Annotated in this window: 22 protein-coding genes; 8 read left to right on the top strand and 14 right to left on the bottom strand. The window is 33.8% G+C overall.

The window, feature by feature from the left end; genetic code table 11:
- Window positions 1–57: 57 nt before the first annotated feature.
- The 3 genes from AB0A59_RS09210 to AB0A59_RS09220 all read left to right on the top strand — a co-directional run bounded on the left by AB0A59_RS09210 (window position 58) and on the right by AB0A59_RS09220 (window position 4,947).
- Entirely contained in the window at window positions 58–1,767 is a 1,710-nt protein-coding gene (locus AB0A59_RS09210; protein WP_458743187.1) for a TackOD1 domain-containing metal-binding protein, read from the top strand.
- Window positions 1,768–2,625: 858 nt separating this feature from the next.
- Entirely contained in the window at window positions 2,626–4,536 is a 1,911-nt protein-coding gene (locus AB0A59_RS09215; protein WP_458743189.1) for a sensor histidine kinase, read from the top strand.
- Between the two features lie 18 nt (window positions 4,537–4,554).
- Window positions 4,555–4,947, top strand: coding sequence for a response regulator (locus tag AB0A59_RS09220; protein WP_458743191.1), 393 nt, complete (start codon window positions 4,555–4,557; stop codon window positions 4,945–4,947).
- Window positions 4,948–5,622: 675 nt separating this feature from the next.
- Here AB0A59_RS09220 and AB0A59_RS09225 read toward each other — a convergent pair.
- From AB0A59_RS09225 to AB0A59_RS09240, 4 genes are all read right to left on the bottom strand, one after another.
- Window positions 5,623–6,378, bottom strand: a complete 756-nt coding sequence (locus AB0A59_RS09225; RefSeq protein WP_458743193.1) for a DsbA family protein — start codon at window positions 6,376–6,378, stop codon at window positions 5,623–5,625.
- A 109-nt stretch (window positions 6,379–6,487) separates the two neighbouring features.
- Window positions 6,488–6,916, bottom strand: a complete 429-nt coding sequence (locus tag AB0A59_RS09230) for a hypothetical protein (protein WP_458743195.1) — start codon at window positions 6,914–6,916, stop codon at window positions 6,488–6,490.
- A 70-nt stretch (window positions 6,917–6,986) separates the two neighbouring features.
- On the bottom strand, window positions 6,987–8,615 hold the full coding sequence (locus tag AB0A59_RS09235) for a hypothetical protein (RefSeq protein WP_458743197.1): 1,629 nt from the start codon (window positions 8,613–8,615) through the stop codon (window positions 6,987–6,989).
- On the bottom strand, window positions 8,615–9,271 hold the full coding sequence (locus AB0A59_RS09240) for a hypothetical protein (RefSeq protein WP_458743199.1): 657 nt from the start codon (window positions 9,269–9,271) through the stop codon (window positions 8,615–8,617). Before AB0A59_RS09240 ends, AB0A59_RS09235 begins: the two co-directional genes overlap by 1 nt.
- Window positions 9,272–9,523: 252 nt before the next feature.
- Here AB0A59_RS09240 and AB0A59_RS09245 point away from each other — a divergent pair, with 252 nt between their 5' ends.
- Both AB0A59_RS09245 and cyoE read left to right on the top strand, forming a co-directional pair.
- Window positions 9,524–9,838 (top strand): hypothetical protein, encoded by a 315-nt coding sequence (locus AB0A59_RS09245; RefSeq protein WP_458743201.1) that lies wholly within the window; start codon window positions 9,524–9,526, stop codon window positions 9,836–9,838.
- Between the two features lie 81 nt (window positions 9,839–9,919).
- On the top strand, window positions 9,920–10,828 hold the full coding sequence (gene cyoE, locus AB0A59_RS09250; protein ID WP_458743203.1) for a heme o synthase: 909 nt from the start codon (window positions 9,920–9,922) through the stop codon (window positions 10,826–10,828).
- Window positions 10,829–10,866: 38 nt separating this feature from the next.
- Here cyoE and AB0A59_RS09255 read toward each other — a convergent pair whose 3' ends face one another.
- From AB0A59_RS09255 to AB0A59_RS09285, 7 genes are all read right to left on the bottom strand, one after another.
- Window positions 10,867–11,100 (bottom strand): hypothetical protein, encoded by a 234-nt coding sequence (locus AB0A59_RS09255; RefSeq protein ID WP_458743205.1) that lies wholly within the window; start codon window positions 11,098–11,100, stop codon window positions 10,867–10,869.
- A 39-nt stretch (window positions 11,101–11,139) separates the two neighbouring features.
- Window positions 11,140–13,290: a CDC48 family AAA ATPase gene (locus AB0A59_RS09260; RefSeq protein ID WP_458743206.1), complete on the bottom strand. Its 2,151-nt coding sequence runs from the start codon at window positions 13,288–13,290 to the stop codon at window positions 11,140–11,142.
- A 78-nt stretch (window positions 13,291–13,368) separates the two neighbouring features.
- Window positions 13,369–13,650, bottom strand: a complete 282-nt coding sequence (locus AB0A59_RS09265; RefSeq protein WP_458743208.1) for an elongation factor 1-beta — start codon at window positions 13,648–13,650, stop codon at window positions 13,369–13,371.
- Window positions 13,651–13,655: 5 nt separating this feature from the next.
- Entirely contained in the window at window positions 13,656–13,835 is a 180-nt protein-coding gene (locus AB0A59_RS09270) for a zinc finger domain-containing protein (RefSeq protein WP_134482821.1), read from the bottom strand.
- 26 nt (window positions 13,836–13,861) lie between these two features.
- Window positions 13,862–15,052 carry an NAD(P)/FAD-dependent oxidoreductase gene (locus AB0A59_RS09275; protein ID WP_458743210.1) on the bottom strand — a complete coding sequence of 397 codons (1,191 nt, stop codon included), beginning with the start codon at window positions 15,050–15,052 and terminating at the stop codon, window positions 13,862–13,864.
- A gap of 394 nt (window positions 15,053–15,446) precedes the next feature.
- The gene (locus tag AB0A59_RS09280; protein ID WP_458743212.1) at window positions 15,447–16,649 is read right to left on the bottom strand and encodes a phosphoglycerate kinase; all 1,203 of its coding nucleotides are present in this window, start codon (window positions 16,647–16,649) and stop codon (window positions 15,447–15,449) included.
- Between the two features lie 109 nt (window positions 16,650–16,758).
- Window positions 16,759–17,265 (bottom strand): 50S ribosomal protein L16, encoded by a 507-nt coding sequence (locus AB0A59_RS09285; protein WP_458743214.1) that lies wholly within the window; start codon window positions 17,263–17,265, stop codon window positions 16,759–16,761.
- Between the two features lie 52 nt (window positions 17,266–17,317).
- Between AB0A59_RS09285 and endA the strand changes: the two genes are divergently transcribed.
- Entirely contained in the window at window positions 17,318–18,010 is a 693-nt protein-coding gene (gene endA / locus AB0A59_RS09290; RefSeq protein WP_458743216.1) for a tRNA-intron lyase, read from the top strand.
- A gap of 48 nt (window positions 18,011–18,058) precedes the next feature.
- Window positions 18,059–18,436 carry a DUF6659 family protein gene (locus AB0A59_RS09295; RefSeq protein WP_458743218.1) on the top strand — a complete coding sequence of 126 codons (378 nt, stop codon included), beginning with the start codon at window positions 18,059–18,061 and terminating at the stop codon, window positions 18,434–18,436.
- Between the two features lie 1,221 nt (window positions 18,437–19,657).
- Here the strand turns inward: AB0A59_RS09295 and msrB are convergent.
- Window positions 19,658–20,038: a peptide-methionine (R)-S-oxide reductase MsrB gene (gene msrB / locus AB0A59_RS09300; RefSeq protein WP_458747589.1), complete on the bottom strand. Its 381-nt coding sequence runs from the start codon at window positions 20,036–20,038 to the stop codon at window positions 19,658–19,660.
- A 284-nt stretch (window positions 20,039–20,322) separates the two neighbouring features.
- Here msrB and AB0A59_RS09305 point away from each other — a divergent pair, with 284 nt between their 5' ends.
- A complete protein-coding gene (locus AB0A59_RS09305) occupies window positions 20,323–20,634 on the top strand; it encodes a translation initiation factor eIF-1A (protein WP_458747590.1) in 312 nt (103 codons plus the stop codon).
- 321 nt (window positions 20,635–20,955) lie between these two features.
- Here AB0A59_RS09305 and pheT read toward each other — a convergent pair whose 3' ends face one another.
- Window positions 20,956–22,653 (bottom strand): phenylalanine--tRNA ligase subunit beta, encoded by a 1,698-nt coding sequence (gene pheT / locus AB0A59_RS09310; RefSeq protein ID WP_458743220.1) that lies wholly within the window; start codon window positions 22,651–22,653, stop codon window positions 20,956–20,958.
- Window positions 22,641–24,209, bottom strand: a complete 1,569-nt coding sequence (gene pheS / locus AB0A59_RS09315) for a phenylalanine--tRNA ligase subunit alpha (RefSeq protein ID WP_458743222.1) — start codon at window positions 24,207–24,209, stop codon at window positions 22,641–22,643. Before pheS ends, pheT begins: the two co-directional genes overlap by 13 nt.
- Window positions 24,210–24,233: the final 24 nt, after the last annotated feature.

The following is a 24,233-nucleotide window of genomic DNA, read 5'->3' on the forward strand; positions in this document are numbered from 1 at the left end:
CATGGTCAGTTACCGGTACAACTTTTAAATAATTTATCACGAAGTTGTCTTAATACGATGGAATATTCAGAGAGGTATAAAAAAATAATTAATGAATCCATTGATGAATGTTATCGGTTATTCGATAGTGATTCGATCGATAATCTCATCAAACTTAACTCAAAATTAGATTTAATTATCTCCTGTTCTAGACTTGAAGATCATCTAAATATTTGCCTACTTACTGAAAAGATAAAGTACATCGTTGATTCATTAGTAACTGGACACAAAATCAACTCAGACATTCGTTCTTTGGTCATGGATTATCTAGCGACTATAAAACAAGATTTGGTATCAGCTAATCATTCATTGGATCTAAATTTGATTGATAAGATTAAGAATAGTTATGATCAAATAAAAAGAAATGAAAGAGATTATCTTTATACAAAGCGCCTAAATTGCCTATTAATTTCTTCGGACAAATATCTATGCGGTATTGTTCTAAATGCAGTCGATGAATCTATAAATGTAATAGTTTCAGACAACTATCAAAAATCTTTTGAAAGAGCCGGAAGCGAACATTTTGACGTTATTGTCTGCGACGTGATGGAAATAGAACCTATTATTGATGATTTCATCTTTACATTTTCTAAGAAGATACCAATTGCTATAATTTGTAGATCTAATGATTTGCAGCTACTACTCAACATTGCAAGGTTCGGGATAAAGTATGCCATAATGGGTGATGAATTAGGAATAAAATACTTAACCAAGTCATTGCATTCCATTTACGCCGAGTGGATAAAAGAAAGGAAGAAATTTTCTCTGAAACCAGTCTTGGAAAACCCAGATACTAAAGTCATCTTTCGAGACATGTTACTCACTGAATTGCCCATTTATCAAAAAATAAGAAGTTATTTCACAAATGAGATAGATGTGAATCCAGTGATCAGGGAGTCTTATAACATCAAGGTAAATGAACTTGTAAAGTCAAATTCAGAGCTTGTTGATCTGTTGGTAAAAGAGAAATATCTAATCAAAGAAAAAGTAAAAAACTACATCATTTGTCCAAACTGTAAGTCAGTAGATTTGGATATTAGTTACGTTTGCCACAAATGCGGCAATAATTTGTTTATGAAATATGAAGAAGTTATCACACATAGTGGATGCGGATATAAGGGACTCAAAAATATTTTTACAATTGGAGATAAATTTTATTGCCCGGGATGTAAAGTACGTTTCACTGATTTTGACGACTGTAAGAAAAGTTCATCATATTTTTGTCAAAATTGTTTAGAATATTTTGAGGAACCAGAACTAAAATACATATGTAATTTTTGTGATTTTGGACCCTTTCGGCATATCTCTGGAGTTTTGAATACGTTACACAAATATGAAATTAATCCATTACTCAAAAAGGAATTCAAGAAAAATTTCTTGATATTACAAAAGTTAAGTGATTATCTGATCCAAGCAGGTTATGCCTTGTCGTTTAATGAAAAATCTATCAAGAATACGACTTCCGGAATTTTTTATGACTTAACAGCCCGTAAAAAGGATCAAATTATCATTGTGATTATACTTAGTTCCGACCTTGAATATAATATAGAACTCCTTTACCATATACAGCTTTTGAGAAGTGAGCAGAGCAATTTTGTCCCAATAGTCATTTCATTAGATGAGCCAAGTCAATTGATTTTCAACCTTTTGTCAAAATTCAATATTATCTTGATAGTTTCCAATGATGAGATGGAAATTCTTTCCAGATTTAAAAAGTTTTTACACTAGAGGGATTAACACATGCATTTTAAATAATCAATCATGACTTGGCAACAAGCGATTCTTAGATATCCTTCTATTAGTTTAGTAGTCTACAAATATGACCATTCAGGTGAACCTAAACAATGAATCAAAATGTATATCACCAGACTACATTTCATTCTCAAATGCTAAATGCATTATTGTAAAATTTAGCTAGGTTGCTGTAGCCAAAACATATCATATAAAATTTAGCTAACAATTGATGTAATTTCTGATTCAGGCGCTTAATTGGGCTTGATATTTTCACATAGTAAAGTATAATCTTAATTCGGACGTTATCCATCCCGACAATGGTTCATCAATCAGAATTAAGCAGGTTTGAACTGGCTCAGTAGTAATAATACGAAAAATTATGACCAATAAGATAAAGGATGCGTATAACTGAAGGATATAAATCAATACTTGAAACTTCACTCGAGTTTCCAAATATTTCTTCTGCCGAAAACCATCACACAAATGATAATAACAGAAATAATTCCATCTGTTCACTTGGAGTATTGTAATGATGATTCTTTTAAATGTACAAGATAATTAAATAAGTAACAATTGCAGAATTTATTATGTTTATAATATTGTAATATCCAAAACAAGTTTCCGCAAAATAAAATAAAATGGCATCAATTCGGGGCGCACAAATACCAAAATTAGATACTTTAAAAAAAAAGCTGAAGATAATATGGAGGGGAGGGTCAGTAATCACAGTGATGGTTATTTACACATACTTTGTATGAGGTGTTAATAAAGGAAAACACGAGAATATAGAAATCTATTTAATATTTCTAGTCTAATCTTGATTGAGTTATCACGAAAGTAGCAACTAATATTTTGATTTTAATCATACCATTAATCATAGGATCAATAATTATTACATCCATTCTTTCACTTCAAAATATTTCTGGAGTTAGAGCAAAGTTTTATGATATTTATGAAATGTCTGGCATTCAGCTGATGAATAAGCTCTCTGTTGAGGTAAACGAAATTGCAAATGATCTCAATTTACTTTCAACTCACCCTATACTAGCTAATTCTACAACCTCCATACATGACAAAATGAACTTGCTTCAGAGGCATATTAATTTTAGTAACTCAAAATATCTAGTTATAGCACTTCATGATAATAATGGTACTACTATTCTAGATACTTCTGATAAATCTCCTAAGGGTAATGTTTTGCAAGAGGAATTCTTTCAACAATCAAAAGCAGGAGAAATATATTTTGATAAGAATCCAGAAGAAATCGCATTTAATCAAACAGGATTTCACATGTCAGTTCCCGTCTATGATTCTAATAAAGTTATAAACAGTATTATGGATGTTGGCGTTTCAATTAGTTTTATAGATAACGTGGTCAATAACAGTCTCCTTGATAATGACATGAAAAAAAATTCTGTTCATTTTACTTCTAGAATAGTCCATAGTGATGGTTCGATAATCTATGCAACAAACCAGCAAATTGATAGCAAAGATATGTCTGGTCGGCCAGATTCGAACTTCTCTATTCTTAGACCCTCTAACATTGAGTATGAAAAAAAGAACTCTCAGGATTCCATTATCATTACAGTTCCTGAATCTGAAAACGCAAACGGGTATCGATCTGATGGAAATTGGACACTCTTTCTTGAGGGAAATCTATCTCCAATCATGAACGACTATAACAAAACGGTAAGCGAGTTCTTAATTTTATCAACATTGATCTTATTAATTGCTATTGGGGTTACCATCTTTGCGGTAAGGAAAATTACATCTCCTTTTACTCATTTAAAGGAATCTGCTTTAGAATTAAGTAAAGGCAGTTTTGGCAAGGAAATAATGGTTGAGGGATCAAACGAGGTAAAAGATCTTTCCATCAGCCTTGAAGTAATGAGAAGAAATATTGAGAGTTTAAATAAGAATTTGATTCGGAAGGTCAAAGAAAGAACTAAGGACCTTGAACGGGCTAATGAAGAGTTGAGAAACAAAGAGTTTCAAGTTAACTCAATTAATAATGAATTAAGGGTATCAAATCGAGCAAAGGAAGAATTTCTATCAATGATCAGTCATGAACTCAAGACTCCTATAACACCCATGAAGTTATATATCGAAATGATACTAAAGGAAGGTAAATCAGAAAATCTAAGCGAATTTCAAAGGAAAGCCCTTGATATAATGCACAGGAACATCTTAAAGCTTGAGACCATAATAGAGGATATTTTCACCGTTTACAAGTTAGAATTGAATAATTTTCCTATCAATAAGGAGATCACTAATATTGCAGAAATAGTGGAGAACAACATTTCAGCATTATCTCCATTGATGAAAGATAAAAACATCAAATTTAATTCAATAGTTAATGCCACAGGTACTATTTTATGCGATCCACTAAGAATTAGCCAGGTATTGGCCAACCTGGTAAATAATGCTGTTGATCACGTCCCCGAGAACAACGGAGAAATTACTATTCGAGTTGATGAGGATAAACAGCCAAGCACAATTAGCTCTAATGGTACTGATAATAAGGACCAAAAATCTGTCATTTTTACCGTTGAAGATAATGGTATTGGAATAAAACCAGAAAATATGAATGGATTATTTAAGAAATTTTATCAAATTGATACGGGTCTTAGAAGAAAGTATGGTGGGACTGGATTAGGCTTAGCAATATGTAAGGGTATCATAGAATCCCACGGGGGTAAAATTTGGCTCGATTCTACTTATCATCTGGGTGCATCGTTTAAGTTTTCACTTAATGCGTTTTAATGCGAAGAAAGTATTAATATGAAAAATATAAAATGTTCTATCCCTACTATGAAGGTATTGATAATTGATGACAATGAAAGTATAACGGAAGCCGTAAAGGATTTCTTTGAATTTGAAAATATTGAATGCAGAACAGTAAATGATGGTCGGAGAGGGCTTTTAGAGATCGAAAATCATAACTTTGACCTCGTACTGCTCGATATTGCCATTCCAGGATATACAGGAATAGATATACTTTATGAACTTAAAAGGCAACAAAGAGAAAATCTAAATATAGTCATATTTACAGCGTCAGTTTTCAAACCAGAACAGATTAATGAATTTTGGGAAATCGGAGTGAGGGAAGTTTTCACAAAGCCTATCTCATTAGATAAATTGGAATACATTAAACAAAAATATTTAAAAAGATAGAAAATCATATCTGCGTATACCAGTCCCTTTTTTTGAAGAAAATTGAAAGAATTCGATGATTCGGTCTGTCTAATATCTTAGTTTCTTCACCCCTCTGATGACTCTTGTATGTTGATTTAATGTAATAACAACGAGAGGTCTATGAGTTTCAATGCATTTTGTGATTAAGATGGCAGACACATATCATGTGATAAAGATTCAATTTTATGCCCTTGCGAATAAAGATTTGAAATAATCTAATAAATATCTTAGAAATAGATTGGCGATTTAGTTTTAACTCATCCTCAAGACTTTGTCTATCTTGATGCTTTATATGCATATGATTGAAAAATAATGATAGTTAAGATTAATCCTTCAACTAGAAAATGCGTAGATTTTAGGAATCAACTTGATTTGAGAGGCTTTGATAGTCCTGATGTCTTATTTGGTTATATGTTATCCTGCAAGTAGTATTAGTAACAGTATCGATTTGACCTTTGGGAGCTATCTTAATCAACCGCCGTTTGTCTTGACTCAATTTCATATGTATTGTCCTATATTAATGATGATTAGAAAGGAGTTCTTAATAAGGTGAAACCGCGGTTAGATTTGAAAAAGAAATATGGGTTTATGGTAATCCATATCATGATCGGAAGAACCGATACCTCAAACTCTACAAAACAAATTAAAAAAGGTCTAGAGGGTGTTATTTAAGAATTGGGCAATCACATCGTCAAAGACATCTATTGGTTGAGCACCCTCCACTGCCGCTATTTTTGTCGAATTATCTTTAAGGATTAGGAAAGTAGGGGTATTAGCTAAACCAAGATTTTTTGCGAATACATCATTTTGCACCACAAGTTGGTTGTATTTATGTGAATTCAAGCATTCCTTAAACTGGGCTATGTTTGGCATCTTCATGTTATTAGCAAACCCTACCAAACTTTCATTACTGATCCAACCCGTGTTTTCTCCTCTTGAGTTCCTATAAACCTCATCATGATAATCCCAAAATTTGTCCTGCTCTGCTGCGCAATAAGAGGCTTCTGCAGATAGCGTAGATAGTTTATCCTGGGGTAAGTCGTTAATGACTAGATCTTTAAATCCGAACCTTACAATCCCTGTATCAACGTATTTGGAGACCAGTTCGTCTTTAGTTTCTTGATTGAATCTAGCACAAAATGGGCATTGATAGTCACCGAACTCAATTATATTGATAGGGGCATTATCATCACCAATAGCTTTGGCTCCAGGAATCACCGGAGTAGTCAGGTTGGAGATCAAATTCTGGATATCAGCTGGATCAGAAGAAGTTGATTTATTTTGGCCTCCGAAATTGGAAAATGCGGTAATGGAGCCTCCAATTAAGAGTGCTCCAAATAGAACTGCCATAATTACTACCTTGCGATAATTAGTTTTATTTCCACGTGATTTCCTGTTTCTATGTTTCAATTTAGAACATTAAAAGAAAAACGAATCGGTTATTTAAAATAAATATATACAAAAAATAAATAACTGCATTGCGATTCAAACGTCAAGATTAGGGCAGTATTTTTTTTAGTTATTTGAGCTTGGATTTAATTAACTCAAATGCTTTTTCGGCTTTGTCTTTCTTAGGTAATTGAACGAAAAAAATATTACTGCTGTTTCTTGATTTTTGCGGTGCGATAGCTAACATTCCGGCTGATGAAAGAAATCTAAAAAAATCGATAGTTTCATTTGCGTCTAATAAGAAATCAAATTCAAGGTCGTCATTAAGAAAGTTTATATTTAAATTTACAAAAACATGGTGTCCATCATCATAAATATTTAAGTTAGTATCAATCAAATTAGACTTGCCATAGGATTTATGCATAATATTTTCGAATTGAACATCTTCGACGAGTAAACAGGGTACATTAGTTCCATTATAGTCAATTACAGAAAAACCTAACTTATGAACGCTGGCTTGAAAATCTTCAAGCGAATTTAGGTTTCTATTTAAGTTCATACAACATATTGAAAATTGATAAAATATAAATCAGATCATAGTTAAAAAAAGGAAAATTAGTGAGCTATGGTCAGCAAATTTGGATTGATTTTGCCAGCAGTATTGCCTTCTGGGGATCCTCTGATTTAATTTCGTCACTATCATATTTCTTGCTAAAATATAGCAAATCAGCTAGTTTCCATTTGTCAATAGTTACTAAGGTAGTACCATTTTTTTTCATGTTTGTAATATTGGTAGTCAGTATCACCAACTTATCAACTACCGAGTTCTTTTTAGTGCTTTTAACAATCTTATCAAAGTTTTTGTTTTTATCAGAATCTACTGCAATCGATATGCCCACCTTTTTTCCCATTTGATCATTATATATTGCATCTAAATATTCGGTATCGATCTTTTCGTCATATTTTTTCACAGTTCCCAATTCATCAAAATAACTTATTAAATTTCTGATAGCATCTTTTACATTCGATTCTACTATGTTTTTGTCAATGGATATTTTCCTCATTTTGATGAAATCGGATATGGATATTCCCATGATACTTCCTCTTAATCGCAATCCTGGATAGACATTCTTGATTGTCTCTTCTATTGATTGCTCGTCAATATTTGAAGAGTTCTTCTTAACAGACATTTCGAAGGCGTGATACAGGACATTCAAGATAGATCTTATGTTCCTAAAGTCTGGAAATTCATCATATATTATTTTTATTTTTGATGTTAAGTCTTTCTTTTCTGCCGATGAAAGATCACTGTTATAATGCAATACATATTGAAGGACAATACTATTTATTTCGTCGAAGGAGTTCGATCCGGCCAAATCAATTTTATAATTTGCTTTTTCTAGGCGATCGAATAACGATGGATTAATCCTGGAGATATCGGCATATAAAGAAGGGGTTGTCACTATCATAAAAAGTGCATAAGGTACGTGAGAATTAATTAACCCCTTGAGGTAATCCAAGGAGTTTAAGTTTGTGTCAAACTCGTCGATCTGAAAGATAGTAATTTTTTTAAATAATTTATAGTTGATCTTGGCCAAGTTGGTTAAGACCATTGTAAGATTTTCAAATGTTTTTAGATCGGAATAATTCAACGTACCTGTTTTGATAATTTCAGTGATTAAATGTATCTCTATTTTAGTAAAATCATTCGACATTAATTCAAATAAATGTTCATAAGATATTCTTAATTTTCTTTCAGTAATTTGTTCTATTTTGTCTGAAATTGAGTTCCCATTGAGTGAGTCAAAAAACCCATATTTGACTATCTTCTTTACTAACCGTGGATTGTGAACATAGCACCCTTTAAGATACTCAATCAACTTTGTCTTAATAGAGTCATAGTATTCTTTTCCAAATCCGCTAGCTATAGAATGAAAGAAATTATCAATCTCCCTTGGTTGTACTTGAGTGAGGTCGACGTATGAAATAATTGATTTGTCATTGATTTCAGACAAGGTCTTCATATGAAGGGTCAAATGTGTTTTACCTGATCCCACATCTTGGATTACGGAGATTATTTTGAAGAGATCCTCATTGAGAGGCTCAGCACTATTTAATTTAATGCTTGAATCGTTTAAGCAATCCTTGATTGAATTTAACGCGGCAATGTGCCTTTTCCCTCCAAGTATATTAGCACTGGATAATGTGGGTGTGGGACTACTGGGAAAAGGATTAACGGCCAGATTGTAAGGAGACATCAAATGCACCTCACAAATCCATGGACTATTCCCCTTAGCACTACACCCTCATACCCTCCTGATGATAATTCATATTTGTCTGGATGCGACTCAATGAGTTCGCTTACCAGGTTATAATATTCAATATTAGAAAGATCGCAGGTTTCACATACCTCGTTCTTTATCGAAGAAAGTTCTACCCAGCCTATGGAACTTGACCTGCTTATAATTACCCTGTCAAAGTGTTCTTTGAATGTATCAACAGATATCGGACTACTGTCAAACTCTATGCTATTGGAATCAACTTTTAGACTATTAATTTTATCTTCGATCCTATTAAAGGAATTCTTAACCTCTGTTAATTCGCAGTCAATTTTTTCGACATATTTGAATATGCTATCAGAATAGTTATTGAGTTTTCTCTGAATCCCTATAATAGAATCGTATAGATATTTGAATTTTATATCTGAGATGAGCAGGTAGTCTAGATAAAATTCTTTACCCCAACAGTAAATGTATGTTCCTTTTTTAGATATGCATACTTTATCCTGCGTCGCTAGTTCATTCAATTCATCCTCAAAATTTTCCTCAGGGTATTTTTTCTTTAATTCAGATTTCTTAACTCCTGTAGATCCAAAAGAATTAATATCATTATAGATCATATCTAAATTGGACATAATAGCAAAATAAAAAAACAAGATAAAAAAAAGATAGTGAATAAAAAATCATTGTACTGTAAAAAAAAATAAACAAATATAAGAATTAATAGGTCTCACTGAGATCCATGGGAATGATGATACATTTGTCTGATGAAATAATGATGATAGCACTAGGGTATCTGACCTAATTTAAAACAGTCGGAATCTTCTCAAATCATATGAAATATATACATTAATAAATATTCTTTTGCCAACACTTCTACAGTTAAATTGTTCAATAATGATAAAGGATACGATGACACCGTAGGCATAGATGAAATAACTAAAAGAACTAATAGATTACTCGATGAATTTAAGGAGAATTATATAAGGAACAATAAGAGTGATTTTATCAATGATGCAATAACAAATATGGTTGTTTGTTGCAAAACCTACGAGAAAATCTTTGCAGGCTTCATAATCGTATCTCAAAGAAACAATATGCCGCAGGAATTAGTCGAAGGATTTGTAAAATGGTCTACAGGTCAGCTTGAAGACCTAAAGGAGAAAATTCAAGAAATAGATAAAAAAAGAGATATGAGATAATCGGAGTTTGTTTATATTCTATTTGTGCATCGAATGAGTTAAATTCAGGATTAGGGTTTTTAATATTGAAAACTTTTGTCATTGAGTGGTCGACTAGAATCTTCTGCGATTAAAGATTATATTGAGGTTTCAAAACCACGAATTGTAATAGTACTCGTTATTACAGCGGTTACCTCGATGCTAGCGGCGACTAGATTTGACGGTTCACCAAACTCGGCATGGGATATTTCTGGATGGCAATTGTTGTTTCTGATCATTAGTGGATCTCTTTCATCAATGGGAGCAAGCGCAATTAATCAATTTTATGATAAGAGCATTGACAATTTAATGGTAAGGACAGCTAAGAGGCCGATTCCATCAGGTAGATTGAAGGCCAATAATGTTTTGATATATGGTCTGGCTCTGAGTGTTATATCAGTTACCATTGCATGGTTCACCCTGAATCCTATAGCAACTTTTATGATAGGGTTAGGAATATTTTTCTACGTAGTTATTTACACGTTACTTCTTAAGAGAAGAAATGTTTGGAATATTGTAATCGGAGGATTTGCAGGAAGTGCGGCTGCAATGGCGGGTTGGGCAACTACCACGAACAGTATAGATGTATTAGGTTTTTTAGTAGGATGGATTGTATTTATGTGGACACCACCACATTTCTGGTGCCTAGCCATCAAAACAAGGGAAGAATATTCAAAAGCCAAAGTACCTATGCTGCCAGTCGTATATGGTAATCAAGTAACGGCCAAATACATATTTATAAATTCTTTGATATTGATTCCCTATTCACTTTGTTTATATTTTTTTGGATTAGGAATTTTATATCTAGTTGTAGCAGCAGTGTCTGGATCATTAATGACTTTCTACCATTACAAACTTTTAAAGAATCCAACTCCAGAATTAGCCTGGAAAGCATACAAGGTAACAGCACCCTATTTAGTAATAATTTTTATAGCAATCGCCCTTGATTCTTTATGGTACTTTAGATTTTAAAGTCAGATTTGAAATTGGAAAATATGATCATTAATTTTTCATTCTGTTAATTCGATTCTTTTTTTATCTTTTGTCAGCCAACTTACTCTAATTAGACCATAAATTTCCAAGTCCAACAATACTTTATTGAATTCGTCTTCTAATACACTTACACCATCTTTGGACATAGAATTAAGTAAATCCTGGTCAGTAGTAGTGCCTAGCTGTTTAATTTTTTCAAATACAATATTCCTTATAGGATAATTCACATTATCAATTCTAACTTGGAGCATATTATAGGTTTAGAAATAAAACCTTTTTCTAGCAATAGATTAACCATAAAATATCTTGTCATGAAATTTCGGAATTGCAGTTGTCAATTTTTTCTCTATTGATGAATACCAATTATGTACGTCATTTGTTATTGATGGTTTGACGGTGTTGAGTGCTTCTTCGAAATCAATATTAAAGATCACATCTGAATTCTTATGAATCGCATTTATTGCCGCAAATCTACATAAGGCCACTAAATCAGCTCCACTGAATCCTTTGGTTAGCGACGATATTTTCTTCAGATCCACTTCAGAAGATATAGGCATGGCAGTGGTGACTTTTAACAAAATATCATACCGAGAAATCTCGTCTGGTGGATTGACAAATATTATGAGATCAAACCTTCCGGGCCTCAGGAGTGAAGTATCCAATAAATCTGGTCTGCTAGTTATTCCTATTACTATGACTCCAAAGTTACCAGAATCATCCATTTCGGACAATATTTGAGATAAAACTCTTTCATTTCCAGAAACATCATCAGAGGTACGTGGTCGACCAAGAGAATCCAATTCGTCGAAAACAACTATGCAAGGGGAGGAGGAGCGAGCTTTTCTAAAGATTTCTCTAATAGCCTTTTCTGATTCTCCTACCCATTTTGATAACACTTCTGGCCCGCGGACAAAGATGATATTCATGGAACCTTCATTTGCAAAGGATTTCGCTAGCAGGGTTTTACCGCATCCAGAAGGGCCAAATATTAATGCGCCTTTAGCTGGTTTAATTCCCATTTTTGAAAATTTTTCTGGAGATATGATCGGAGACAACAGATTTTCCTTAAGAAGGCTTTTTTCCTTAACTAGACCTCCTACTTCATCCCAAGTAATATTTGTTGGTTCAACATAAAATTCTCTCAACGCAGTTGGTATGATTTCCTTCATGGCGTTTATGAAATCCTGTTGATTGATTCTTATGCTGTTTAAAATTTCAGAAGGCACTTGATTTTGGTTCTCTAAGTCAAATTCAGTTAAGCTTCTTCTTATAGATTTCATTGCAGCTTCTCTCGATAAGGCTTTTATATCCGCACCAGTATATCCATTCAATAATTTTGCCAAATCTCGTAATTGAATGTCTGAACCAAGAGGCATTTCATGAGTATGGATTTTTAAAATTTCGAATCTTCCATCCACATTATGGATACCTATTTCTATTTCGCGATCAAACCTGCCAGGCCTTCTCAAAGCGGGATCTAAGCTGTCGGGTCTGTTGGTAGCACCTAGTACTACCACATTTCCTCTATCAGACATCCCATCCATTAAAGCTAATAACTGCGCTACAACCCTTTTTTCCACATCGCCAAAGGTATCCTCCCTCTTGGGTGCAATGGCATCAATTTCATCAATGAATATAATACTAGGGGCCATTTCTTTAGCTTTTTGAAAAATTTCTCTTAGTTTGCTTTCTGTTTCACCATAATACTTGTTCACAATTTCAGGCCCATTAATAATATAAAAATTTGCTTTTGATTCAGCTGCCAATGCTTTGGCAATAAGGGTTTTACCGCATCCAGGAGGACCAAAAAGAAGAATACCTTTATGGGGTTCAATTCCTATTTTTGAAAATACTTCTGGATGCCTGAGGGGAAGCTCCACAATCTCCCTCAAACGTGTGATTTGATTTTTTAAGCCACCGATTTGCTCGTATGTTACATGGTAACTATCATGATATAGTTTCTCTATGCCCGTCCTAATCCCTATTTTGGTGAACTTAGTGATTTTTACCACTTCTCGTGGCATCGTACTCTGGACTTTGAATTCCAAAGAAGTTCCCAGGAAATTTAGTGTGAATTGTTCACCTTTAGTAACAGGGTAACCTTCAAATCGGTTATTCAAATATAAATTAAATTCATCTGAAAAATTCTTAGAAGTATTGCACGACAATGTTATCCTTTCCGCCGGTTTTGGATCACTCTTTTTGACCAGTACATAATCATTCAGGCTTACGCCTGCATTTTGTCGAGTCTGACCATCAATGTGAATACAATTGTTTTTTTTATTCTTATCCTCAAAACCGTATACAGATACAGCTGTTATTTTCTTTCCCGCTATTTCAATTATATCCCCGTCAGAAACGCCCAATTTTCCCATTGACATACTATCTAGGATCGCTTTTTTCTTTCCCACATCCTTAATCCGACACTCTGCAACTTTCATCTTGATAGTTGCTGTTTTATTCGAACCAGAAAGAGATTTATTTTTTTTTTCAAGTGAATCGGAATACTAATTTTGATATTATTTCATTTTTACAGACTGTCTGCTAATAGTAATAACTTGAATTTCTCCAGCTCCTTTTACTTTTTTTATAGATTCTTCTAGTTTCTCCATCTCTCCCTCGGCATCATCCAATAAGAAATCACCCACAATGGCGTTTAAACCAAATGCCATCGGCTCTTTAGCGTGTGCCTTCAATTCCATCCCCTCAGGAACATGTGATTTAAGAATCTTTGCGAATGCATCCATATCCGTTTCTGAATCTGCTGGTAGAATCTTTATACGTGCTACAAGTCTAGCCATTTTAATTACGGCCCCTCGAATCCACAACCTACACATTTGTAAGGTCTAGCAAATTCTCTACAGCTCTGACATCTCCAGATTATAACATACCCACAATTTGGACAATAAAATCTTACACATGCATCATTAGGCATGATAGGTCTGTTACAAGACGTACAAACAGGTAATTGTAACTGCTTTGACATGCTATCTAAAGACCTGCAAACCGCATTTATATCTTGCTTAGATCCTTAACTATTTTGCGATACTCATTTCCCACAAGAGCGTGCATCAAATTTATACTCATTTGAGTACTCATAAAGCGTTTAAGAGCAAAAGAATGAAAATCAAAATCTCCTGTTGAAGAAATCTTTTCAATTGTGTTTTTTGGTATACTAGAAAATATTTTGTCTAAGGCCTTATTATCAAGCCGTTCAAGTAATTTCCTAAAGAAAAGCAATTTGTCAAATTCACTTCCAAACTGGGTCAACCAATTATTTTCATATTGATCTAATGAAGGAGTGCCATTATCTTCTAAAATAGATTCAGATACTGCACGGCCAGCATAAATTCCTCCCATTCCTCCTGTATAAATACCTCCGGCCGTGGTAGGTTTGGTCTGTCCCGCTGCATCTCCTACAATGACGTTTTTACCATTCGAAAACGGCTTGACATATCCACTAATCCATATAGGAGCATAAATCTTTCTGATGATTGAATATGGCTTTCCCCGAGCTTCTAAGAAACGTTCAATGGACAAATTCGGATTTATACTCTTTCCTGCTACGCCTACCTTCCCTTTGCCCTCCGCAGTTGGAATGATCCAAGCAAAAAAACCAGGGTATAAATCCGAATCAAAAATTACCTCTATTGTGTCCTTCATTATCCAAGGGGCATAAACCTCAAACTGTCCTGATGGAATTATATTCCTCTTACCTTTGTTTACCAATGTTCCAACCCCCCGTGCATCAACAAAAAATTTGCTAACAAATACTTTACCACCTTGGATTTTAACTTTGAATCGACCGTCTTCAAAACTAACGGAAATAATAGAACTTCTAGTGTTGATTTCAGCACCATTTTTCTGGGCTTGAAATGCTATTTCCTTATCAAAAGATCTCCTATCTATTACTATCACCTTTTGATATTCAGAGTTTATTTCAAACGAGCTGTTGTTGGACCGAATAACGGCAGTTTTTATTTCATTATCAATTGTTTTCAATCTAGGTATTATTCCAAGACTTTCAAGAGCTTTTTGGCTGACAACGCCCCCACAATGTTCTGGAGTTCCAATTTCGTGATCTTCTTCGAGAACTAAAACTTTAAGCCCCTTAGATGACATCTCACGTGCTGCCATAAGTCCTGAAACGCTTCCCCCACCGACTATGGCATCATAATCGTCCACCCTTAATACTGAATTCAAAATTAATGAATGATCTTAACTTGTCAATTATTTATTCTATAGAGTATCAGTGCCAAAAACTAGATGATTAATCAACTCAAATCCAAATTGAAACTGTTATCGATAGAACATCATAATAGTATGTAACTCAAAAATAAGGATAAGATATCATTTCGAAAAAAGTTTATTGTTATATTTATCGGAGACTTATTGATTGAAGTGGAGCAACAAGGTCATCGATAAACCCATCATGAAAAAAAGTTGATTCTGATAAGTATAGGTTATTACTCAGTTAATTAGAGTAGTATCATTTCTACCAACGACAAAAAATTATTGGCACTGTATATTTTAGTCTAAAGGTAATGGATGATATAAAATTGCAATAGTTCTCTAAGTAATCAACTCTGTTAGGCTATCAATTCCGTAAAATATCTATTCCAGGCATTTCATCTCCTGCTAAAAATCTGAGCGTAGCGCCTCCCCCTGTTGAAACGTGAGTTACCTCCTTCTCCGAAACGCCAGACATCTTCATGGCCTCAAGAGTGTCACCTCCGCCAATTAGGGTCTTTACACCTCTCCAATAAGCCAATGCCATGCTTACAGCAACACTCTTAGTTCCGCTAGAAAATATCTCTCTTTCAAAGTAGCCCATTGGTCCATTCCAAAAAATTGTACCTAAGCCATTATTATGAATTTCAAAACTAAACTTCTGAATCGTCTTATCTCCAATGTCGAATCCTTTCATGTTTTTAGGAATATCCCCTTCAACAATTTGATATTGACTACTAGTATCAGAAGAAGCCACTTTGTGGTCTATCGGCAGAATTATCTTATCCCTATGATCCCCTAACGCCTTAGTAGCCCAAGGTAGATAGTCCTCTTCAATTAATGAATCTCCCACAGAATAACCTTTTGCCTTAAGAAATGTATATGAAGCAGCACCACCTATGAGAACCTTACTAGCTTTTGGTAAAAGATGATCTAGAGCTCCAATCTTATCCTTGATTTTCACACCCCCAATTACAAGAGTAAAAGGGGTTGAGGGATTTTCTCTAAGCAAGGATAAGTATTGCAATTCCTGGGCAAGATTAAAACCAGCAATTTTAGTATCAAAATGCCTAGCGATTCCAAAAGTGGAGGAGTGTTTTCTATGGGATGTACTAAATGCATCATTTACATAAATGTCAGCGTAATTAGCAAGCTTTTCAGAAAAGTCTGGATCATTTTTTTCCTCCTCAGAATAAAATCTCAAATTTTCGAGTAGCAATACGTCGCCATTTTTTAAACCATTTATTGCCTCAAAAGTATTCTTACCTATACAATCATCTGAAAAAATAATCTCGGCATTGAAGGAGGCTAACATCTCTCCCAGTTTTTTTGACACAGGTCGTAACGAATATCGTAAGTCTTTGCCAGAAGGTCTGCCTAAATGGGATGCAAGAATAACTTTCGCGCCTCGTCTTACTAAATATTCTATAGTTGGAATTGCAGATCTGATTCTATAATCTTCACTAACTATATTGTCTTTAACCTGTACGTTAAAGTCAACACGGACAAATATTTTCTTATTAAGATAAAACTGATCGTCAAAATCTGTAATAAATTTTATTTGTTCCATTAAATAGAGGAAAATTATTCGTATAAAATATTTGTTATGAAATTTTTGTATTTAAAAAAATGAATCCAGATAGTCGGTATTCTGGGTTAATTTAAAACCATTATCTTATTTAAGTTGTTTCGTTATTTATTGGAGTTATTTTAGTAATTGTTGGACATCCCAATTTGCTTGAAGCAACCTTGAATGCCTTTTTAGCTAATTCCAAGTTTTCCTTTGTAACATGAGCCTCATAAATGGTTCTCCCTCGTTCAACTCTGGCAGCCAAGCCTGTAGCTTTACCAAATGCACGTCTCATTCCCTCTTGTAATCGGTCTGCCCCTGCTGTAGCGATCATCTTATTTTCTCTCAAAATTACATGCGGATATACCCTTAATCTGGCAAAAAAGCTCATATCACCTGCTTGAGCCATTGTTTTATTAGCTGCCAGCCTCGCAGCTTCAAGAGAATTATGTCGAATTTGGATACGTTCGGTAACAGTCAGTTCAAGTAAATAATCATAATTACCCTTCGGTTGCCCGGATGCAAATCTGGCAATCTTTATTTGAGGTTTCCCTTTAATGTACTCACGCCTTACATATGGCATGCCACGAATTTCTCTATAATTAACACCTTTCACAATTACTCCCCTCTAATAAATAAATGAGGCCGATTGCTATGATTTAATTGTTATGTCTTCAGAAAGTAGCCCCAACAATTACTCTATCGAATCCGCTCCGATGACTGAGTCTGCAGGACTAGATGTGGCTACACCTAATGCAGAAACCCCGAATAAGGAGAAGAACAGTAATGAAGAAAATATTGACTCGAATTTTCTGATAGAGGCAGTTCACCATATAAAAGAGGGAAAAACGATTGTCACTGATCCAAAACAACAAGATCAGCTAAGGAACAAAGGATTTGGAGAGGTTTTCAATAAAGAATACTTGCTAAACAACCTTGAATGCTTATTTCTGCTTCAAAATAATAAAATAAAGATTTATACAAAAAATTCACAATATGATTTTTCTACATTTCTAAAGGCATTAATAAAAAAAGACAAAAAGATCTTGACAAAGTATTTAATTTTTAGAGACTTGAGAAGCAAAGGATATGTTGTCAAAGAAGGCTTTGGTTTTAGAACAGATTTTAGGATTTACGAGAGAGGAGAGTACAATAAAAAGACCTCAAAATATGTCTCCGTTGGATTAAACGAAGGAACCAACATAAAGGCATCGGAATTTGCCGAAGTAATTGAGCAGGTAGAAAAAATGGGAAAGGCAGTAGTTATAGCAGTTGTGGAGCGCAGAGGTGAAGTCATTTATTATAAAACTTCAAAAATAACTTTTTTTGACAACAAGAAATCAAAAAAACAAGTCTCTTAAATGCTCATCTAAATATATAATTCTCTGTTTAAATAAATAGATTTAGAAATGCCGAGAAATGATGACCTTCAAAACCAATTCAGAAAGAATATTTGTAATGAGATATTTGCAGTTGATAAAAACATAAGGTTTGTTGGAATAGTAAATAAAGAGGGGGAAGTTATTGAAGGTGGATTTAGGAAGGGGATAGAGCCACTACTTGACCAGAACGAAGAACAAGATATGTATCTGCAGTCCCTTTCAAATATCAGTTTTTTTCAATCATTCTCAGAAAAATTCGGCCCAGTTGACTACCTGTTGATCAGACAAATGAAAATCACTATGATAACCTTTCCATATGAAGCTGAAATATTGTGTGTCTCAGTTTCGTCTCAATCTGATATTGACAGAATCAGGGATGAAACAATCAAAATAGTCTCAGTTTAAAATATTATAGAATTCTCGATAAACTATTAAATAAAGTATGATAGCAATATATTTTCAGACTTAGATGGAAAAATTAGTTTGCGAAATATGCTTTTATAAAGGAAATAAAACTGAATTTGAGGAGAATAGTGATTATAGTATAGAATGTGTATGTGATCATGCTATGTGTCCAAAATGCAAGAAACCTTATCACGCAGCCATAATTACCGAATAGAAGAAATGCTATTGTAATTCATTCAAATAGTGTAATAGAATATATTAAAATCATGTTAAAGACAGATGTTGCAAGACGATGATGAATAAGATAGTCCCCCTATTACATTGAAGTAATTTCAATTAAAATGAAGAGAATAAACCGGACTTCCGAGTTTTGTAACGTTTTTTAAATGTAACCGCACTTCTATAACCAAGACTATTCTAATTAGTGCCTCAAATCGCATTTTCAATTCTGGTCGCTTAAGCATAGACTGTTCAATAGCACATTATAAGAAGTGGTAAACTATGGATAGTTATTTAAGAAATATTTAGAATATATATAAAAATGATATAATTATTATAATGTGTATTGCAATATTTATATAGCATCGAATAATATTATAAATAGTTAGCCAATGTTTAACGAAGATTCTTGCAGGACATGTGGTCTAATGCTAATTGCAATGTGGAGATGTAACGAATGCTTAGAAACATCTTCGTGGATTTGCAAAAATTGCAACTCAACGATAGATCGTATTCACCTTCATGGAGTTATCAACCCACGCCAGATAGACGTTATTATTTCCTGAAGAAGCAACAGGTGAATGTTTGGAGTCCAGAATCATTGCTGTTATTAAGTCTCGATACTCGAAATACTGTTCAAATTAACATTCTAATAAATTGATGATCGATTTCTATAGTTTGAATCCTGTCGACCACAAGATAAGCGATTATAACTACGCTTTATATTTTTCCATCAGCAAAATCATTCTAATTATCGCTTAGAATATACAACTTAGAAAATATCAATTCAAAAACTGGATTTACTACTTGAAGAAAACAGGATCAGTTCCGTGAGAGTTGAGTTAACTAATAATACTAATGTACGGGAATATCCTTATAAATAGAAATATCATCATGATGGTTATAAATAACGCCCTCAATAATTTTTTTAATTTAGCGACTTCAAAGGCTATTTCAAATATTTTCAAAGATGTAATATTTCTTAAAAATTGTATAACACCCTCAAGAAGGATTAGTTTTCTTTTTAAAATCTAATGACAAAGAATTAATGCAATATCTTAATCCAGTTGGATTAGGACCGTCTTCGAATAGATGACCCAAATGACACCCACACTTCGCACAGACCACTTCCTTTCTAACCATGCCGTAGTCATAGTCCATTTTTTCTTTAATATTCTCATTATTTGATGGAGCCCAGAAGCTTGGCCATCCTGAGTTTGAATCATATTTAGTATCAGAATCAAATAACTTCGAACCACAGCACTTGCATGAATATATACCATTTTCTTTGTTGGATAGAAGATCACCAGAAAATGGTGGCTCAGTGTCGCGATTTACACATACCTCATATTCCTCAGGAGTTAATTTTTTTTTAAATCCGATTTAGAATCTTTTTCTGACATTTATGACTATTATATTCTATTTGATTCTTTAAAAATTTAACGATCAAGGAAATTTTTTTAAATTCTATTCATTAGCCCGTAACTTTGACTAGCATGTAATTTTAATGAGAGTGGAATTTCAAAATTTAATGTTGGTGTCATGAAAATGCTATAAAAAATTAAGACTATGAACATGTAGAAACTACATTTCTATCATAAATCAATAATGAATTTCTAAAAATAAAAGTATTTATTTAATCTTTGGTCACTAACCATTGATTAGAAATAGGTAAACGTAAAGTTTTAAACGAAGCTCACTTGAAGGAACTGGTTATGCCCCAGGAAGGAGAGTTATTTGGAAGAGTAATTAAATTAGTTGGCGGTGATAATATAATAGTAAAGAGTTCGGATGGAAAAATTAGGACTTGTAGGATTAGAGGAAAGATAAAACGGAGAATGTGGATACGCGATAATGACTTAGTGTTAATTGCCCCATGGGATTTTCAATCAGATAAGGCAGACATAATTTGGAGATACATTAGCGCACACGCAGAGAAATTAGAGCAAGAAGGACATCTTGAAGGATTGAACAGATAGAAAACTACAGTTTATTTACTGTTGTACCCCGCCACTGACCCACAGCAAAATCATGGTTAGCCTTACACTTCGTGTATAACTCATTGCGCACTCTCTGACGGGGATTAATAAATATAAAATTAACAGCTATATATCGGTTAACAGGACAACAGTAAAAGCCTAAAAAATACACTATTTACTAACAAATTGTTGTCATTGGTTAATTGATAGTATAACTGCTGAAACACTGTGCAAAGCAGAAATATGTAAAATTATAAAAATATTTGCAGATTGTCAAAAATCCTAAAAGATGAATCATTGTGAATAAAAAAATTACAATCCTTATACAATACGAATCGGGTCTAGCCTAAGGATTTTAATCAAAGCCGACAAATCGAATTCGAATATAGTTACCAATGTCCGTAAGTTAAGATTTTCCAATACTTGTGGATGAATTTCACCTATCTCCCCAATTACCTCATCTTTTATGACAATTCTTGCAGAATGGCCCGAAAGAAAATAATTAGTCTTGTATCTTGGAGTAGTAACAAATGCATCGAAACAATACTTCATAAAGGATTCTAAATTAGACTTAATCTCTGTGTAGTCTGTCGTATTGTGAGCAATCGAAACACACAGAGACCAATTTTCTGTGATTTCCTTCCCAGTAATGAAGAATGTTTTACCTATCTCAAATAGTCTTTGAGGATATTTTTCATGAATGTTGTTAGAAAACGTATTAATCAGAGAAGGTATCAGACTGTTCCGCAATACTTCAAATTCAGCATTTTTCGAATCGCCCAAGGAAATTAATTGTTTGTCAAAGTGCTCATCTACTAAAAAAACATCTTTGAATAACTTTTTCGATATTATATTAGGATTAATAATTTCCATAAATTCAAGGCCAATTAATACATCGCGCACTTTATCAAAGATAACAGATTGATTATTCTTTTGACCAGGAAAATAAGAAGGAGGGTATAAGGGCTCCAGATTGTAAATCCCATAACCAATAGCCACCTCTTCGCATATATCTATTTTGTCAAACAAATCCACCCTATAGCTAGGAATAATGCATTCTAATTTTCCATTACCCTCGTCTTTGACTTCACATCTGCTTCTCTGAAGACATGTCAAGATTTCCTTATTGGATAATTTGAGACCTAATATTTTATTGATATAGTCAAATTCCATCCGGATTCTATTCGGTTGTAATATGGGAGTAACAATTTCTCCGCAAAATGGAGAATTAACTTGCAAAGAATATAAATCAAATCCCATATCGCTAAATTCGAACGATATTATTGAAAGTATATCCCTAGCAGACTTTTCATTCACTGAAGTTACTTCTACAAAGAGGTTACTAGTTGTTAGGTCTACTCTTGTAGTGTTTCCATTTATAACAGGTGGAAGAGATATGACGTTATCTTTTGAGTCAACTAAAATTGGAATAACGTCAAACTTTTCCACAATGTGACCATACTTCTTTCCGACATCGAAATCTGTAAGGATATCATCAATATAGTATTCTTTATCTCTATCCAGTGGTACAAACTTCGTGTCTCTGGGAACACCCTTATACAAAAGGGGGAAAGTCAAAGCATCATAATTGTGTATACCGATTGACGACTTTTTTCTTTTTCTACCTAACCCATTATTCAAATCTTCTTGCATAGATATCAGTTGTGTCAATTCTTCATGAGTAATCGGAATATCCCGCTTTGCTATTAATCCTTGTATAATTGGCCTTAATTCTTTCAATTGTTCGTCGACCCGTATCAAATTTGAAGATGGTCGAAGATCTCGTATAATGGTGCGTCCTAATTCTATATTCATGATTCCTTTTAGAGCCCGTACGATCCCATTTTCAGAAGAAAAATCAGGTCGATTTGGATTAAACTCTATTCTAATCTTGTCATTATTTAGGTCAACACCTTCTATATCTAAGCCAAGGTAGGGCAATTTTTCAATTATTTCATCTAAAGTCATTTCAGCAAAAATTTTTGAGAGTAATGATGGTCGAACGTCTACGACAGGCATTTAGGGACCCTCTTTAGCCAAGTTAAATTATTAGAATATAGTTCCCGTATATCATCGAGATTAAAGCGTATCATAGCCAATCTTTCAAAGCCACCTCCCCAAGCCAAAACAGGATTCTTGATACCTAATGGTTTTGTTACCTCAGGTCTAAAAATTCCCATACCAAATAATTCGATCCATTTGTCAAACTTCTCATTATAAACCATCGATTGAAGGGAAGGTTCAGTATATGGAAAAAAAGTGGGCCAGAATTTAATCTTCTTTATGCCAAGTTTAGAATAGAATTCGGTTTGTATTCCAATTAGTTGTCTTAGGTTGGCATCTTCGTTTACGTAAATCCCTTCGACTTGATGAAATTCAACAAGATGCTTAAATGTCACTTTTTCGTTTCTAAACACCCTACCTATCAGAAAAACTTTATCTTTGTCTGACTTATTTTCAGATAAGTATTGGAGTGTTACCGGAGTAGTGTGAGTCCTCAATACATAGGGCTGAGAATCTTCAATATTCCATTCGTATTGCCAGTTTTCCCTATGAATTCTGGACACATGTTGCAGTAGTGATATATCCTCTGGTAACTTAGAATAAAGATCAGTTTGAGATTTCAAATAAAATGTATCTTGCATTTCCCTAGCTGGATGATCTTGAGGGATAAATAATGCATCAAAATTCCAAAAACATGACTGGGTAAGATTACCTTCAATCTCACTAAATCCCATGCCGATTAATATTTCTTTAACTTCGTCTATAAAATCGACCAAAGGGTTCTTTTTCCCATAACTTACCAATGGCAATGGAGCCTCTACGTCAATCTGTTCAAAAATGAGATCCCTCCATTTTCCAGAAACTAAATCTTCTTGAGTCATTTTTCTAACAACTTTATCGCTAGTCAATAATAATGAATCAACAACAGGAACACTAGTTTGTGCTATTCGGTATTTTTTGTCTACTAACTTCGCTGTGGATAAAATATTATACCGTTTTTTTAATGATTCATATGCTTTTTCATCTTCACTATCAAAATGTGATTCCAACATGGAGTTTGCTTTATTTAATTTGGCAATGAAATTCTCCTCATCTGAGAAATTTTCTGATTCGGGGAGAACTGTCACTTTATCATCAATTATACTAATCCAATTATTTTTTTTACAAAACCGGATGGCTCCAAAAACTTCCTTTTCGTTGTCTCTAAACTCCTCATTGTTTATGATTTCTGACAATTTATTTACCCCTTTGTTTACTATGTTTACAAGTTTCCTTTCAGGGAGAACAACGTGCTCTTTATCCGAAAAATCAGAATGTAAATATACCTTAGCTTCTGTGCTCTCTCTTACTTGAACTAGGCCTTTATATCTTAACCATTCTACCCCCCTACGCAATTGGTCCGCTGTCAATTCTGATCTCTTGACAAGGTCAGATTCGCTTATCCAATCAGCATCTACCAATCTTAATACGGTCAAGAGCTTTTTCTCGATGGGATGCAACGATGAAATCGATTTTTCTGAATTATTTTCAAACTTAGATTCATCCCTACCTGCTGTTTCATCCTTATCCAATATATGTAGAAAACTTGTGCGAGT

It is taken from the genome of Candidatus Nitrosocosmicus sp. T (assembly GCF_054408485.1).

What these genes read in the sequence shown, in the direction of transcription:
- AB0A59_RS09210 (WP_458743187.1), top strand. Translation starts at nt 58, where the DNA reads ATGGAATATTCAGAGAGGTATAAAAAAATAATTAATGAATCCATTGAT.
- AB0A59_RS09220 (WP_458743191.1), top strand. Translation starts at nt 4,555, where the DNA reads ATGAAAAATATAAAATGTTCTATCCCTACTATGAAGGTATTGATAATT.
- AB0A59_RS09230 (WP_458743195.1), bottom strand. Translation starts at nt 6,916, where the DNA reads ATGAACTTAAATAGAAACCTAAATTCGCTTGAAGATTTTCAAGCCAGC.
- AB0A59_RS09235 (WP_458743197.1), bottom strand. Translation starts at nt 8,615, where the DNA reads ATGTCTCCTTACAATCTGGCCGTTAATCCTTTTCCCAGTAGTCCCACA.
- AB0A59_RS09240 (WP_458743199.1), bottom strand. Translation starts at nt 9,271, where the DNA reads ATGTCCAATTTAGATATGATCTATAATGATATTAATTCTTTTGGATCT.
- AB0A59_RS09255 (WP_458743205.1), bottom strand. Translation starts at nt 11,100, where the DNA reads ATGCTCCAAGTTAGAATTGATAATGTGAATTATCCTATAAGGAATATT.
- AB0A59_RS09260 (WP_458743206.1), bottom strand. Translation starts at nt 13,290, where the DNA reads ATGAAAGTTGCAGAGTGTCGGATTAAGGATGTGGGAAAGAAAAAAGCG.
- AB0A59_RS09265 (WP_458743208.1), bottom strand. Translation starts at nt 13,650, where the DNA reads ATGGCTAGACTTGTAGCACGTATAAAGATTCTACCAGCAGATTCAGAA.
- AB0A59_RS09270 (WP_134482821.1), bottom strand. Translation starts at nt 13,835, where the DNA reads ATGTCAAAGCAGTTACAATTACCTGTTTGTACGTCTTGTAACAGACCT.
- AB0A59_RS09280 (WP_458743212.1), bottom strand. Translation starts at nt 16,649, where the DNA reads ATGGAACAAATAAAATTTATTACAGATTTTGACGATCAGTTTTATCTT.
- endA (WP_458743216.1), top strand. Translation starts at nt 17,318, where the DNA reads ATGTCTTCAGAAAGTAGCCCCAACAATTACTCTATCGAATCCGCTCCG.
- AB0A59_RS09295 (WP_458743218.1), top strand. Translation starts at nt 18,059, where the DNA reads ATGCCGAGAAATGATGACCTTCAAAACCAATTCAGAAAGAATATTTGT.
- pheT (WP_458743220.1), bottom strand. Translation starts at nt 22,653, where the DNA reads ATGCCTGTCGTAGACGTTCGACCATCATTACTCTCAAAAATTTTTGCT.